The sequence below is a fragment of the Mesorhizobium japonicum MAFF 303099 genome (assembly GCF_000009625.1).
Lineage (GTDB): Bacteria > Pseudomonadota > Alphaproteobacteria > Rhizobiales > Rhizobiaceae > Mesorhizobium > Mesorhizobium japonicum.
Genome location: NC_002678.2, coordinates 5,328,105 through 5,341,664, shown reverse-complemented (window position 1 = coordinate 5,341,664; position 13,560 = coordinate 5,328,105). Strand labels below are relative to the sequence as shown.

Annotated in this window: 12 protein-coding genes; 5 read left to right on the top strand and 7 right to left on the bottom strand. The window is 62.2% G+C overall.

What is annotated here, in order from left to right; translation table 11 throughout:
* Window positions 1–24: 24 nt before the first annotated feature.
* The 6 genes from MAFF_RS26690 to MAFF_RS26665 all read right to left on the bottom strand — a co-directional run bounded on the left by MAFF_RS26690 (window position 25) and on the right by MAFF_RS26665 (window position 7,003).
* Window positions 25–843: an ABC transporter permease gene (locus tag MAFF_RS26690; RefSeq protein ID WP_010914122.1), complete on the bottom strand. Its 819-nt coding sequence runs from the start codon at window positions 841–843 to the stop codon at window positions 25–27.
* Window positions 840–1,808, bottom strand: a complete 969-nt coding sequence (locus tag MAFF_RS26685) for an ABC transporter permease subunit (protein ID WP_010914121.1) — start codon at window positions 1,806–1,808, stop codon at window positions 840–842. Before MAFF_RS26685 ends, MAFF_RS26690 begins: the two co-directional genes overlap by 4 nt.
* A 9-nt stretch (window positions 1,809–1,817) precedes the next feature.
* Window positions 1,818–2,960, bottom strand: a complete 1,143-nt coding sequence (locus tag MAFF_RS26680; RefSeq protein ID WP_010914120.1) for an ABC transporter ATP-binding protein — start codon at window positions 2,958–2,960, stop codon at window positions 1,818–1,820.
* Between the two features lie 80 nt (window positions 2,961–3,040).
* The gene (locus MAFF_RS26675) at window positions 3,041–4,138 is read right to left on the bottom strand and encodes a polyamine ABC transporter substrate-binding protein (RefSeq protein WP_010914119.1); all 1,098 of its coding nucleotides are present in this window, start codon (window positions 4,136–4,138) and stop codon (window positions 3,041–3,043) included.
* Window positions 4,139–4,464: 326 nt separating this feature from the next.
* Window positions 4,465–5,418 (bottom strand): DMT family transporter, encoded by a 954-nt coding sequence (locus MAFF_RS26670; protein WP_010914118.1) that lies wholly within the window; start codon window positions 5,416–5,418, stop codon window positions 4,465–4,467.
* A gap of 136 nt (window positions 5,419–5,554) precedes the next feature.
* Window positions 5,555–7,003 carry a helix-turn-helix domain-containing protein gene (locus MAFF_RS26665; RefSeq protein ID WP_032928756.1) on the bottom strand — a complete coding sequence of 483 codons (1,449 nt, stop codon included), beginning with the start codon at window positions 7,001–7,003 and terminating at the stop codon, window positions 5,555–5,557.
* Window positions 7,004–7,242: 239 nt separating this feature from the next.
* Between MAFF_RS26665 and aceA the strand changes: the two genes are divergently transcribed.
* The 3 genes from aceA (at window position 7,243) to MAFF_RS26645 (ending at window position 9,517) form a co-directional block, all read left to right on the top strand.
* Window positions 7,243–8,532 carry an isocitrate lyase gene (aceA, locus tag MAFF_RS26660; protein WP_010914116.1) on the top strand — a complete coding sequence of 430 codons (1,290 nt, stop codon included), beginning with the start codon at window positions 7,243–7,245 and terminating at the stop codon, window positions 8,530–8,532.
* Between the two features lie 57 nt (window positions 8,533–8,589).
* Complete coding sequence (locus MAFF_RS26655) at window positions 8,590–8,832, top strand: SMc00767 family acetate metabolism repressor (RefSeq protein WP_006202762.1); 243 nt, start codon at window positions 8,590–8,592, stop codon at window positions 8,830–8,832.
* Between the two features lie 241 nt (window positions 8,833–9,073).
* Complete coding sequence (locus tag MAFF_RS26645) at window positions 9,074–9,517, top strand: response regulator (RefSeq protein WP_032928754.1); 444 nt, start codon at window positions 9,074–9,076, stop codon at window positions 9,515–9,517.
* Window positions 9,518–9,524: 7 nt separating this feature from the next.
* Here MAFF_RS26645 and MAFF_RS26640 read toward each other — a convergent pair whose 3' ends face one another.
* Entirely contained in the window at window positions 9,525–10,241 is a 717-nt protein-coding gene (locus MAFF_RS26640) for an HAD family hydrolase (protein ID WP_010914114.1), read from the bottom strand.
* Between the two features lie 142 nt (window positions 10,242–10,383).
* Between MAFF_RS26640 and MAFF_RS26635 the strand changes: the two genes are divergently transcribed.
* Together MAFF_RS26635 and MAFF_RS26630 are read left to right on the top strand one after the other, a co-directional pair.
* Window positions 10,384–11,820: a glutamine synthetase family protein gene (locus tag MAFF_RS26635; protein WP_010914113.1), complete on the top strand. Its 1,437-nt coding sequence runs from the start codon at window positions 10,384–10,386 to the stop codon at window positions 11,818–11,820.
* Between the two features lie 130 nt (window positions 11,821–11,950).
* A complete protein-coding gene (locus MAFF_RS26630) occupies window positions 11,951–13,237 on the top strand; it encodes an NAD(P)/FAD-dependent oxidoreductase (protein WP_010914112.1) in 1,287 nt (428 codons plus the stop codon).
* Window positions 13,238–13,560: the final 323 nt, after the last annotated feature.

Sequence of the window (13,560 nt, the reverse complement as noted above, 5' to 3'; positions counted from 1 at the left end):
TCGTTCCTTTGAGCACGATCATGCTCAACCGCGTTGCGCGGCCTGTTCGTCGAGCTGGCGCTGCACCTCACGCCGCTTGTTGGCGATCGAAGCGATGATGACGCCGACCGCGACGACGGCGATCAGGATGGTGCAGGCGGCATTGATCTCCGGCGTCACGCCGAGACGGACCTGGCTGTAGATCTTCATCGGCAGCGTCGTGGCGCCCGGTCCCGAGGTGAAGCTGGCGATGACCAGATCGTCGAGCGACAGCGTGAAGGCCAGCATCCAGCCGGACACGATCGCCGGCAGGATCACCGGCAGCGTGATCTGGAAGAAGGTCTTGGCCGGCGTTGCGCCGAGATCCATCGCCGCCTCCTCCAGCGACCGGTCGAAGGAGACCAGGCGCGACTGCACGACAACAGCCACGAAGCACATTGTCAGCGTGATGTGGGCGAGCGTCACCGTGAAGAAGCCGCGGTCGAGACCGATGGCAACGAAGAGCAGCAGCAGCGACAGGCCGGTAATGACTTCCGGCATGACGAGCGGCGCGAAGACCATGCCGGAAAACAGCACCCTGCCCCGGAACCGCGTGTAGCGCGTCAGGGTGAGCGCCGCCAGCGTGCCCAGCACGGTCGCCACGGTGGCCGAAATGACGCCGACACGCGCCGTGACCCAGGTGGCGTCCATCAGGCCCTGGTTGTGGAACAGCGAAACGTACCATTTGGTCGAGAAGCCGCCCCAGACGGTGACGAGCTTGGATTCGTTGAAGGAGAAGACGATGAGCAGCACGATCGGCAGGTACAGGAAGGCAAAGCCAAGCACGATCGAGGTGACGTTGAAGCGGCTCCAGGTGGTGTTCATTTGCCCTGCTCCTGGGCACGCGCCTGTGCCTGCTGGAAAAGCATGATCGGCACGGTGAGCAGCAAAAGCAGGATGACGGCGACGGCCGACGAGACCGGCCAGTCGCGGTTGGCGAAGAACTCGTTCCACAGCGTCTTGCCGATCATCAGCGTCTGCGAGCCGCCGAGCAGGTCGGGAATGACGAACTCGCCGACGGCCGGGATGAACACCAGCAGGCAGCCGGCAATGACGCCCGGCAGCGACAGCGGGAAGGTGATTTTCCAGAAAGCCGCGGTCGGCGGGCAGCCCAGATCCTTGGCCGCCTCGATCAGCGAGTAATCCATCTTTTCCAGTGACGAATAGAGCGGCAGCACCATGAACGGCAGGTAGGAATAGACGATGCCGATGAAGATCGCCGTATAGGTGTTGAGGATGACCAGCGGCTGGTTGATGATATGCAGCGACAAGAGCAGCTGGTTGAGCAGGCCCTCGGGCTTCAGAATGCCGATCCAGGCATAGACGCGGATCAGGAACGACGTCCAGAACGGCAGAATGACCAGCATCAGCAAGGTCGGGCGGATAGTAGCCGGCGCGCGTGACATGCCATAGGCGATGGGGTAGCCGACGATCAGCGTCAGCACGGTCGAGATCGCGGCAATGATGACGCTCGTCACATAGGCCTTGAAATAGAGCGCGTCCTGCGTCAGCCAGACATAATTGTCGAAGTTGAGGTCGCGGAACCCGGCGAAGAAACCGGAGATGCCGTCGCTGAAGTCGAGCACCGGCGTGTAGGGCGGCATGGCGATCGCCGTCTGCGACAATGAAATCTTGAAGACGATGACGAAGGGGATGAGGAAGAAGAACAGCAGCCAGAGGTAGGGGACGATGATGACGAGCCGGTTGACGAAGCCGGCACCCAGCCGCGTCAGCAACGGCTTGGCGGCGGTCGGTGGCGCGGCGGCATCGGCGACGGCGATGTTGGACATATCAGCCCCCTACCGCGCCAGCACGACGCCGGCATCAGGCCGGAAGGACACCCAGGCGCGGTCGTTCCAGGTCAGTGGATCCTCGGTCACGCGCGCCGCGTTCAAGGCGCTTGCCCGCACGATCTGCCCATCGTCGAGCCTGATGTGGTAGACGGTCATGTCGCCGAGATAGGCGACGTCATAGACCTCGCCTTCCAGCGCGTTGACGGCATCTGCCGGCTTCTTCGACGACACCTTGATCTTCTCCGGCCTGATGGCGAAGACGATATCGGCATTGGCCGCGGCCGCGGCACCACCATTCTCGACCACGATCTGGGCTCCGCTCGCTCCGGTGATGCGGGTGGTGTTGGCCGACCGCTCGGAGACCTTGCCCTCGAACATGTTCACATTGCCGACGAAATGGGCGACGAAGCGCGAGGCCGGGGCTTCATAGACTTCCGCCGGCGTCGCCACCTGCATGACCTCGCCCTTGTCCATGATGGCGATGCGATCGGCCATGGTCATCGCTTCTTCCTGGTCGTGGGTGACGACGACGAAGGTGAGACCGAGCTCCTGCTGCAAATCCATCAGTTCGAACTGGGTTTCCTCGCGCAGCTTTTTGTCGAGCGCGCCGAGCGGCTCGTCGAGCAGCAGCACTTTCGGCCGCTTGGCGACCGAGCGGGCGAGAGCGACGCGCTGGCGCTGGCCACCGGAGAGCTGGTGCGGCTTGCGCTTGGCGAACTGCTCCAACTTGACCAGCTTCAGCATCTCGGCGACGCGCTTTTCGATATCGGGCTTAGGCATGCCTTCCTGCTTGAGGCCGAAGGCGATGTTGTTCTCCACCGTCATATGCGGGAACAGCGCATAGGACTGGAACATCATGTTGACCGGCCGGCGATAGGGCGGGATGCCACGCAGATCCTGGCCATCGAGCAGGATACGGCCGGCCGTCGGTTCCTCGAAGCCGGCAAGCATCCGCAGCAGCGTCGACTTGCCGCAACCCGAGGCGCCGAGCAAGGCGAAGAACTCGCGCTCGAAGATGGTCAGCGACAGATTGTTGACGGCGGTGAAGTCACCGAACTTCTTGGTGACGTTGTCGAACTGGATGTATGGCTTGGCGTTCGGGTCGTTCCATGGCGCGAAATCCCTACGGATGCTGCCAAGCGATTTCATATCCCCACTCCGTGCTGTTTCTTGCTTTGTGCCCCAAAAACGCGACCCCGGCAGCTGTCCGCCGAGGTCGCTTCAGATGCTTATTGACCGGTGACGATCTTGGTCCAGGTGCGCGTGATGACGCGCTGGGCCTTGGGATCGTACGGCTGGACCGTATAGAGCTTCTGCACCGTCGCTTCGTCCGGATAGATTGACGGATCGTCCAAGATCGCCTTGTCGACGAACTGCTGCGAAGCCTTGTTGCCGTTGGCGTAGAGCACGAAGTTTGAAGACTTAGCGATGACTTCCGGCTTCATCATGTAGTTGATGAATTCATGCGCCTCGGCGACATGCGGCGCATCAGCGGGGATCGCCATCTGGTCGAACCATATCTGGGCGCCTTCCTTCGGCACGGAATAGCCGATCTCGACACCCTGCTTGGCCTCCTGGGCGCGGTTGCGGGCCTGGAAGACGTCCCCGGAGAAGCCGATAGCCAGGCAGATGTCACCGTTGGCCAAGGCGTTGATATATTCGGACGAGTGGAATTTCCTGATAAAGGGGCGGACCTTCATCAGGGCTTCCTCGGCCTTGGCGATATCGTCAGGCGAGGTGCTGTTCGGGTCGAGGCCGACATATTTCAGCGCCGCCGGAATGATGTCGGCCGGCGAATCCAGCACATAGACGCCGCAATCCTTCAGCTTGGCGAGACTTTCGGGGTTGAAGAACACATCCCAACTGTCGATCTTGTCGGTGCCGAGCGCCGCTTTCACCTTCTTGACGTTATAGCCGATGCCGACGGTGCCCCACATGTAGTTGACCGAATATTCGTTACCGGGATCGTACTTGGCGGTGCGTTCCGAAATGACGTCCCACATGTTGGAAATGTTCGGTAGCTTCGACTTGTCGAGCTTCTGGAAGACGCCGGCCTGGATCTGGCGGGCAAGGAAATTGCCGCTGGGTACGACGACGTCGTAGCCGCTACCACCGGCAAGCAGCTTCGTTTCCAGGATCTCGTTGGAATCGAAGGTGTCGTAGACGACCTTGATGCCGGTCTGCTTGGTGAAGCCCTCGATGACGGAGCTGTCGATGTAATCCGACCAGTTGAAGACGTTGACAACACGGTCCTCGGCGTGGCCGGCAGGTGTGAACAATGTCAGAAATACCGAGGTAGCCGAAAGCCAGAGCGCTTTGCGGATCATGCTATTCTCCTTTGGTCAGTGTTCCATCGCCGGCTCGTCGCGACATACGCGCGACCGGGCATTTGTTTCAGACTATTGAGCTTACCAGGGGACAACAAGCGCCGATTGGCACGCCGGTCGCGGCCGCGCAATCGTCCGAGGCTGGAAGGAATCGCGGCGCCGTCAGAAGCTTTCGCCGCCGCGCGGACAGAAATACAGAAATATGGAGCGGTCTCGATCGGGCCGCCGGGGAGACTTGGCAAGATACGCCTGTCTTGTTGTTGCCGTGGACCCAGCCTGCCCGGGCGGCAGCAACATTGTCAATGGCAAAGCTTCAGCGGCCCGCATCAATTCGGCGACGGCACTCCGGTGATCCCTGCTCGCCGCGGCCGTGCCTGGCGCTTGAACTCGAACCCGATATGGACGAGCAGCGCGGTGACCACCACCGCGCCGCCGACGATGGTGCGCCCGGAAGGCACCTCGGAATGGATGAGCCAGACCCATATCGGCCCAAGGATCGGCTCGAAGGTGCCGAGCAGTGCCGCGATGGCCGCCGGGATCAGCCGCGCGCCGGTAGCGAAGAACGCAAGACCAATGCCGAGATTGACCACGCCGAAGGCAAAGAGAAAGCCCATATCGGCGGCCGACACCGTGAAGGCCGCTGCCTGCGAGGCGGCAAAGCCCGCGGCCAGGAGCGTGCCGAGACAGGTCGCCGGCGTCATCCGCACGCTGGCGAACCGCCTTGTGATGACGGTGGCAATCGAGAACATGAACGCGATCAGCAGCGCCAGCCCATCGCCTATGGGCGAGACGGCGCCATCGAGCGATTCCGATACCATGATGGCAACGCCGGCAATGACGGCGGCGATCGCCACCCAGGTCACGACACCTACCCGTTCGCGAAACAAGGCCCAGGCCAACAGCGCCGCCAGAAGCGGCACGCCGGCCTGCATCAAGAGGATGTTGGCGACGGTGGTGTAGGCGAGCGCCACGACGAAGGCGGTCGACGCGATGGCGAAACAGAACCCCACACCAAGGCCAGGCAAGCCCATGTCGCGAAATGATCTCAGCATGCCGCGCCAGCCGTCACGCCAGGTCATGAATAAGACCAGGAATGCGGCGGCCCAGACGGAGCGCCAGAAGATGATCGTCCAGCTGTCACCGACGGTGATGAAGCGGGCGATGGTGCCGCCGAAACTCCACATCAGCGCCGACAGGAAGACCAGAAGCATGCCGACACGTTCCTCGCGCGGCGAGAAAGTCGATGCAACAAGGCCCGGCGATGATGCTGCGTCTGTCATGGGCGCGACTGTCGAGCTTTTGTGGACGGGACGATGCGTAAGGGACGACAAAAAACTGCTCTGTTCGCGTAACGCAAAGAGTTACGCCGCGGGTGATCCAGACACCGGCGACGATTGTGGCACCTTTGCTCTCGCATTACTGGAAGTCGAAAGCGCTCAGGCCGGTCACCATCTCGTCGAGGCCAAGCGGACGCGTCACCGGCGGTTCGGCGCGCGCCAGGCAGCCGACGCGCTCGCAAAGCCGGCAGGCGGGTCCGACCGGCGTCGCCGCGACGGCGCCTTGTCCAGCCCTTGCGCCGACCACGGCGCCGGGCAGCGCCGCGCCATAGACGATGTCGTCGCGAAAGCCGATGTCGCAACCAAGCAGCAGCGCCGTGCGGCGCGGGCGCTCCGCGAACGCGCCCTGCGGCCCTTCCAGCGTGCGGGCGATGCACAGGAACTCGGCGCCGTCAGGCATTTCCACCGCTTCGACGAAAACCTGACCCGGCTGGGTGAAGGCGGCATGCACGGGCAGCTTGGGACAGCCGCCGCCAAAGCGGCTGTGCGGAAAGCCCTGGCTGCCGGCCCTGCGAAAGCGGTTTCCAGCATTGTCGACCTCCAGCATGAAGAAGGGCACGCCGAGTGCGCCCTGCCGCTGCAGCATGGTCAGCCGGTTCGCCGCCTGCTCGAAGGAGACGCCGAAGCGTGAGCGTAGCACGTCGATGTCGTAGCGGGCGCGGACGGCGGCGGCGTGAAAGGCCTGGTAGGGCATCATCAGCGCATGCGCGGCATAGCGGCCGAGCTCGAAGCGGGCGAGGCGGCGAGCCTCGTCCGTGGTCAGCTTGAGCGCCTGGATCTCGCCGGCGACCGTGACCGTCATGCGGATCAGGCAAGCCTCCATCGCCACCTCGCGCAGCTGGTCGAACGGCGACAGGCGCTCGGACAGGAACAGGCGCTGCGAATGGCGGTCATAGCGGCGGCGCCAGTTCGGCATGGTGGCGACCGGCAGCACCTTGACCGCGATGCCGTATTCACGCTTCAGCCAGGCCTTCAAAGCACCGAACAGATCGTCGCCGGGATCGAGCACCGCGGTGAACGCCTCGGCCTCCTCCTCAAGTGCCGTAAAATGGTTTGGCCGCCGTTCGAAGGTCTCATGCACCTCGTCGATCGGCAGGCGGGCGCCAGACAGTGCGGTCGCCCGCCCCTCGCGCGCCAGGAGCTCGTTGAGGTCGGACAGTCGCTCGGCCTGCTCGCGGTAGGCGCGAAACAGTTTTATCACCGCCGCGGACGCATTGGGCGCCGCCTCGGCAAGTTCGATCAACTCCTGGTCTCCCGGCAATTCGCCGACCAGCAGCGGATCGGTGAACACTTCCTTCAAGGCGGCGACCGACCCTCTCGCCTCGCCCTGCAGCTCATGCGGGTCGACCTTGTAGACCGACGCCAGTTTGAGGATCAGCTGCACCGTCAGCGGCCGCTGGTTGCGCTCGATCAGATTGAGATAGGATGGCGAAATGCCGAGCCCCTCGGCCATCGCCGTCTGCGTCAGGCCCTTGGCGTTGCGGATGCGGCGGATGCGCGGCCCGGCGAAAATCTTCTGCTCAGCCATCGACTTTTCTTGACAGGAATTTACACGACATTCGCGGCAGATCCCACTACCGGTGATTTTTACAGTTGTGACAGATTTACAGCAACCCTCTGTCAAACACAACACAGGTTTTCCCTTATCCTCGGCCACATAGCCTGATTTTTCTGGCTGATTTCGCGCCGTAATGTAAATTCAGTCACATCCCGATGTGCCAGAAGATTGGCGCGCAGACAAAGTCCATCAATCCTTCGGAGTGACTCATGACTGATTTTTACAATCTCGTTCCCTCGGCGCCGGAAGGTCGCTTCGACGGTATCGAACGTCCCTATTCGCCAGAGGATGTGAAACGGCTGCGCGGCTCGGTGCAGATCCGCCAGAGTCTCGCCGAAATGGGTGCCAACCGGCTGTGGAAGCTCATCCACGAGGAGGATTTCGTCAACGCGCTCGGCGCCATGTCCGGCAACCAGGCGATGCAGCAGGTGCGCGCCGGACTGAAGGCGATCTATTTGTCGGGCTGGCAGGTCGCCGCCGACGCCAACACTGCCTCGGCGATGTATCCCGACCAGTCGCTTTATCCGGCCAATGCCGCGCCGGAGCTGGTCAAGCGCATCAACCGGACGCTGCAGCGTGCCGACCAGATCGAGACCTCCGAGGGCAATGGGCTTTCGGTCGAGACCTGGTTCGCGCCAATCGTTGCCGATGCCGAAGCCGGCTTCGGCGGGCCGCTCAACGCCTTCGAGATCATGAAGGCGTTCATCGAAGCGGGCGCCGCCGGCGTTCACTACGAGGATCAGCTGGCGTCGGAAAAGAAGTGCGGCCATCTCGGCGGCAAGGTGCTGATCCCGACCGCCGCGCATATCCGCAACCTCAACGCCGCGCGCCTGGCAGCGGATGTGATGGGCACGCCGACGCTGGTCGTGGCACGCACCGACGCCGAAGCCGCGAAGCTTCTGACATCCGACATCGACGAGCGCGACCAGCCCTTCGTCGACTACGATGCCGGGCGCACGGTGGAAGGCTTCTACCAGGTCAGGAACGGCATCGAGCCCTGCATCGCGCGGGCCGTCGCCTATGCACCTCACGCGGACCTGATCTGGTGCGAGACCTCGAAGCCGGACCTGGCACAGGCCAAAAAATTCGCCGAGGGCGTGCGCAGGCACCATCCGGGCAAGCTGCTCGCCTATAATTGCTCGCCCTCGTTCAACTGGAAGAAGAATCTCGACGACGCGACGATCGCCAAATTCCAGAGGGAACTCGGCGCCATGGGCTACAAGTTCCAGTTCATCACGCTCGCCGGCTTCCACCAGCTCAACTACGGCATGTTCGAACTGGCGCGTGGCTACAAGGAACGGCAGATGGCCGCCTATTCCGAGTTGCAGGAAGCCGAATTCGCGGCGGAGGCCAATGGCTACACCGCGACCAAGCACCAGCGCGAGGTCGGCACCGGCTATTTCGACGCCGTGTCGATGGCAATCACCGGCGGCAAGTCGTCGACCACCGCCATGCATGAATCGACCGAGCACGCACAGTTCAGACCAGCCGCGGAATAGCGGTTCAGAAACACCGAGGAAACGCCCAACAGGGCCTTCAGACACAGGAGAAGACCAATGGCATCGATAAGCCGCGTCAAGGAACGGGCAGAAGAACAATCGACCACGATGAGCGTCGACCAGCAGGCGACGATCCGCATGCTGGCCAACGATCTGCACAGGCTCAACCAGTCGGTGATGAAGGCGGTCGAGGCCGGCGTCTCGGTGGAGCTGGTGCGCTCGGCGAGGCACCATGGCGGCGACGGCAATTGGGGCGATCTGCTGATCCCGGTGATCGTCACACAGCAGAGCCATGGCTGACTGGAAATCGTTGCAACCGGCCCTTCACCTGCGCAGTGTATGCGCAGGTGAATTTTATTTTTACGCAACCAATCCGTGGACAGGGCAGTACAGTACTGTTGCTTGACTCCACTATCGCGGGAGGCGTTTTCGGAAGCCTTTTATTTCAACTTGACATGGGGTGCGATCTCACGCCAATTGTCGGCCAGATTCAACTCTGCATTGAAATAGGGGCGAGCTTCTTGGCCGACTTGGGTGCCCAGTGAGTAACAAGGGCGAGACCGCAAAATATCCGAATCTGGTGACCCAGGATTCAAGCACCGAGACGATGCGCAGTCCCTCACAAGTGCTTGTTGTCGGGAAATCGCCGATCAATCGTGTGGTGGTGTCGAAGATCGTCGAGCGATCCGGGCTCAAGCCAATCTCGGAATCGCCCGACATGGCGGCGAAGACGTTGCGAACACTGGTGCCAGGCGTGATCGTGCTGGATGGCGGCACGGACAACAAGGACTGCGACACCCTGATGTCCGGCATCGAAACGTTGCGACGGGCTTCGGGAAAATCCTTTCCTCCCGTGATCCTGCTTTCAACCAAGACCGGTACGCCGGAGAGCCTGGGCCTGTCGAACGTGATTGACGCCGTCGTCGCCAAGCCAATCACGCCCGAGCGGCTGCAACCGGTAATCGATCGCCTGATAAGCCGCTAAAGCGCGATCAATTTCTCCTCGTGATGGTTTGCACCAGTTCGGGCAATTGCCCGAGGTCCGATATCTGGCGAAACCGCGGCTCGGCGAGCGGCGCCTGGACATGCTCGAGCACCCAGGTGAGTTCGTGCGGCACATGGACACCCCAGCCGCCGGCCTTGATGGCCGGCACCACGTCCGACTTCAGCGAATTGCCGACCATCATGCTCTTTGCCGGACCGTCGCCGTGGCGGCTGAAAAGGCGGGAATAGGTCGCGGCATTCTTGTCGCTGACGATCTCGACCGCGTCGAACAGGTCGCCGAGGCCGGACCCGGCCAGCTTGCGCTCCTGGTCGAAGAGGTCGCCCTTGGTGATCAGCACGAGGCGGTAGGCGCCGGCAAGTTTCCCCACCGTCTCGCGCACATGCGGCAAGACCTCGATCGGGTGGCTCAGCATCTCTCGGCCGGCCTCGAGGATCTGCGCTATGACCGAAGCCGGTACGCGCCCGTCGGTGACCTCGATCGCCGTTTCGATCATCGACAGGGTGAACCCCTTGATGCCGAAGCCATAGACGGCAAGGTTGCGCCGCTCGGCCTCGAGCAATCGCGCCGAAATCTGGTTCTCCTCGCCATGGTCGGCAAGCATGGCGGCGAAACGCTTCTCCGTCATGCGGAAGAACTGCTCGTTCTGCCAAAGCGTGTCGTCGGCGTCGAAGCCGATGGTCGTCAGTTCGCTGTTGTTTCGCATCGATGCCTTCCGGGTTGCGAGCCACACGAACCTAAGCCGGCCGACGTGATTTTCAACCGGAACGAGGAATGCCGGCAGCACCTCCCTTCCCTTACACAGTGGCGCACGGCTATACTCCGAAATCCGCAACCCAATCTGGTGAATGATGCCGCCTGCAAAAAAGGAAGTCCGTCCGTCGAGCCGCGGAGGACGGGCGCGTACGCCTGCCTTCGTGAAGAACCTGCGTGGTGTGAAGAACTGGAAGGAAGTCAGCGAGTGGCTGGAATGGCGCGGCATCGAGGACATCGAATGCATCACGCCTGATCAGGCGGGCGTGGCCCGCGGCAAGATGATGCCGTCGAAAAAATTCACCTCCAACACCTCGCTGGCGCTGCCTTCGGCCGTTTTCATGACGACGATTTCCGGCGGCTATCCCGAAGACGGCAACGGCTTCCACTATCCCGAGGACGACGGCGACCTCAAGCTGATGCCGGACCTGTCGACGCTGACAGTGGTGCCCTGGGAAGAAGACCCGACGGCCGCCGTCATCTGCGACCTCGTCCACCAGGACGGCCGCTCGGTAGAATTCACGCCGCGCAATGTGTTGAAGCGCGTGCTTGCCGCCTATGACAAGCTCGGGCTGAGGCCGGTGGTGGCGCCCGAGATCGAGTTCTACCTGGTGCGCAAGAATCCGGACCCGGACTATCCGCTCACCCCGCCCGTCGGTCGCTCGGGCCGTGCGATCGGCGGCGGCGCCGGCTATTCGATCGCCGGCGTCAACGAGTTCGACGAACTGATCGACGACATCTACCACTTCTCCGAAAGCCAGGGCCTGGAAATCGACACGCTCATCCATGAAGAGGGCGCCGGCCAGCTCGAGATCAATCTGCGCCACGGCGACCCGATCGAGCTCGCCGACCAGGTGTTCATGTTCAAGCGCACCATCCGTGAAGCCGCGCTCAAGCACGAAATCTACGCCACCTTCATGGCCAAGCCGATCCAGGGCCAGCCGGGTTCGGCCATGCATATCCACCAGTCGATCATCGACAAGAAGACCGGCAAGAATATCTTCTCGGCCGAGGACGGCTCGGAGACCGAGGCGTTCTTCCATTTCATCGGCGGCATGCAGAAACACGTGCCTAACGCGCTGGTGATGTTCGCGCCCTATGTCAATTCCTACCGGCGGCTGACGCAGGCGGCCTCGGCTCCGGTCAACAACAAATGGGGCTATGACAACCGCACCACGGCGTTCCGTGTGCCGCGTTCGGATCCGGCGGCGCGGCGTGTCGAAAACCGCATCCCGTCCTCCGATGCCAATCCCTACCTGGCGCTGGCGGCTTCGCTTGCCTGCGGGCTGATCGGCATCACCAGGAAGATCAAGGCCGAACCGCCGGTCCTGACGACCGCCAATGCGGACGAGATCGACCTGCCGCGCAGCCTGCTCGAAGCCGTCGACCTGTTCGAAGGCGACGAGGAACTCTGCGCGCTGCTGGGCAAATCCTTCGCCGCCACCTATGCGGCGATCAAGCGGGCGGAATTCGAGACCTTCATGGAAGTGATCAGCCCGTGGGAGCGGGAGTACCTTCTGCTCAACGTGTGAGCGGCGGCTTCGGCGCGTGAATGGTGAACATTGAATGGTGAGTAGCTTCATACTGGATGGATGAGCGCAGACGGCGCGCTTTCTCGCGGCCATTCACCATCCACACCATTCACCATTCATTGGCGTTCCCATGCCCTATCAATCTCCGATTTCTCCCGGCCGCTCTTGGTATGAAGACACGGCGGGACCTAGACCAGAGTATCCGGCACTCGACGGCGACCGGAGTTGCGATGTCGTCATCATCGGCGGCGGCTTTACTGGGCTGTCGGCGGCCGCCCATCTAGCCAAGGCGGGGACCGATGTCGTCCTGGTCGAAGCCTACCGTTTCGGTGACGGCGCATCGGGCCGCAATGGCGGCCAGCTTGGCACCGGCCAGCGCGCCTGGGCAGAAGATCTGGAGGCCGAATACGGGCTGTCCCGCGCCAAGGCACTGTTCGATCTCGCCGAGGAGGCGAAGACGCATCTCATCGAATTCGCCGCCTCCAACCAGATCGATATCGACTACATGCCGGGCCAGCTCTCGGTCGCGCACAAGCCGCGCTATGTCGACGACTACAAGGCGCATGCCGAGATCATGGGCAGCCGTTTCTCCTATCCGCACATCTCCTTCATGGATGCGAAGGAGACGGCGGAGCGGCTCGGCTCGACCGCCTATTTCGGCGGCACGCGCGACACCGGCACCGGCCATATCCATCCGATGAAGCTGGTGATCGGCACGGCGCGTGTGGCGGCGCAGGCCGGTGCGCAGCTGTTTGAAAAAACGCCATCGACCGGCATCGTTGCCGCTGGCGGCAAGGTCAGGGTTTCCACGCCAAGAGGTACCGTGACGGCACAGAAATGCCTGATCGCGGTCAACGCCTATGGCGGCACGCTCGAACCGGTGAGTGCCGCACACATCATGCCGATCGGCTCCTTCATCGGTGCGACCGTGCCTTTGGGGGCGGATTCGAAAGTGCTGCCCGGCGGCGAGTCCGTCGATGATTCCCGCTTCGTGGTGCGCTATTTCCGCAAATCGAGGGATGGCCGGCTGTTGTTCGGCGGACGAGAGGTCTATGGCGTCAACGACCCGAAAGACATCCACATCCACATTCGCCGCCAGATCGCGGAGCTCTATCCGGCGCTGAAAGGTATCGAGATCACCCATGGCTGGGGCGGCTATGTCGGCATCACCGTGCCGAGGAAACCGTTCGTGCGCGAAGTGATGCCGAATGTGATCGCGGCGGGCGGCTATTCCGGCCACGGCGTCATGCTGTCGAACTTCTTCGGCAAGCTCTATGCCGAGACCGTTGCCGGCAATCGCGACCGGCTGAAACTGATCGAGGATTTGAAAATTCCGCCATTTCCCGGCGGCCGCCGTTTCCGTACGCCGCTGCTTTTCCTGGCGCTCAACTGGTTCGCGCTGCGCGATAGGATCTAGTGCATGTCGTCCAAAAGTGACCTTCGGTCAGGGGAAGCGACATAGGCCTGAAGTGCGTCGCATGGACCCGTTTCGAGGTGACGCGCCTCGTGCTGGATCCGATCGCCATCACGACCTCATGTAATATTGTAATATTCATTGCCCTTGCGACACGTTGCGGAAATGCCGGCAAAGGCGCAGAATCCGCTATAATGGCGTACTGATGCCACAATCGGGGGCGAAAGGTTCGCGCTTCTGGGCGACTATTCGGGGATTGCTGCGGGCTTGCCCGTGTTGATTTTTGGGACCGATGCCGATCAGACGCCGGACTTCCGGCAACGATC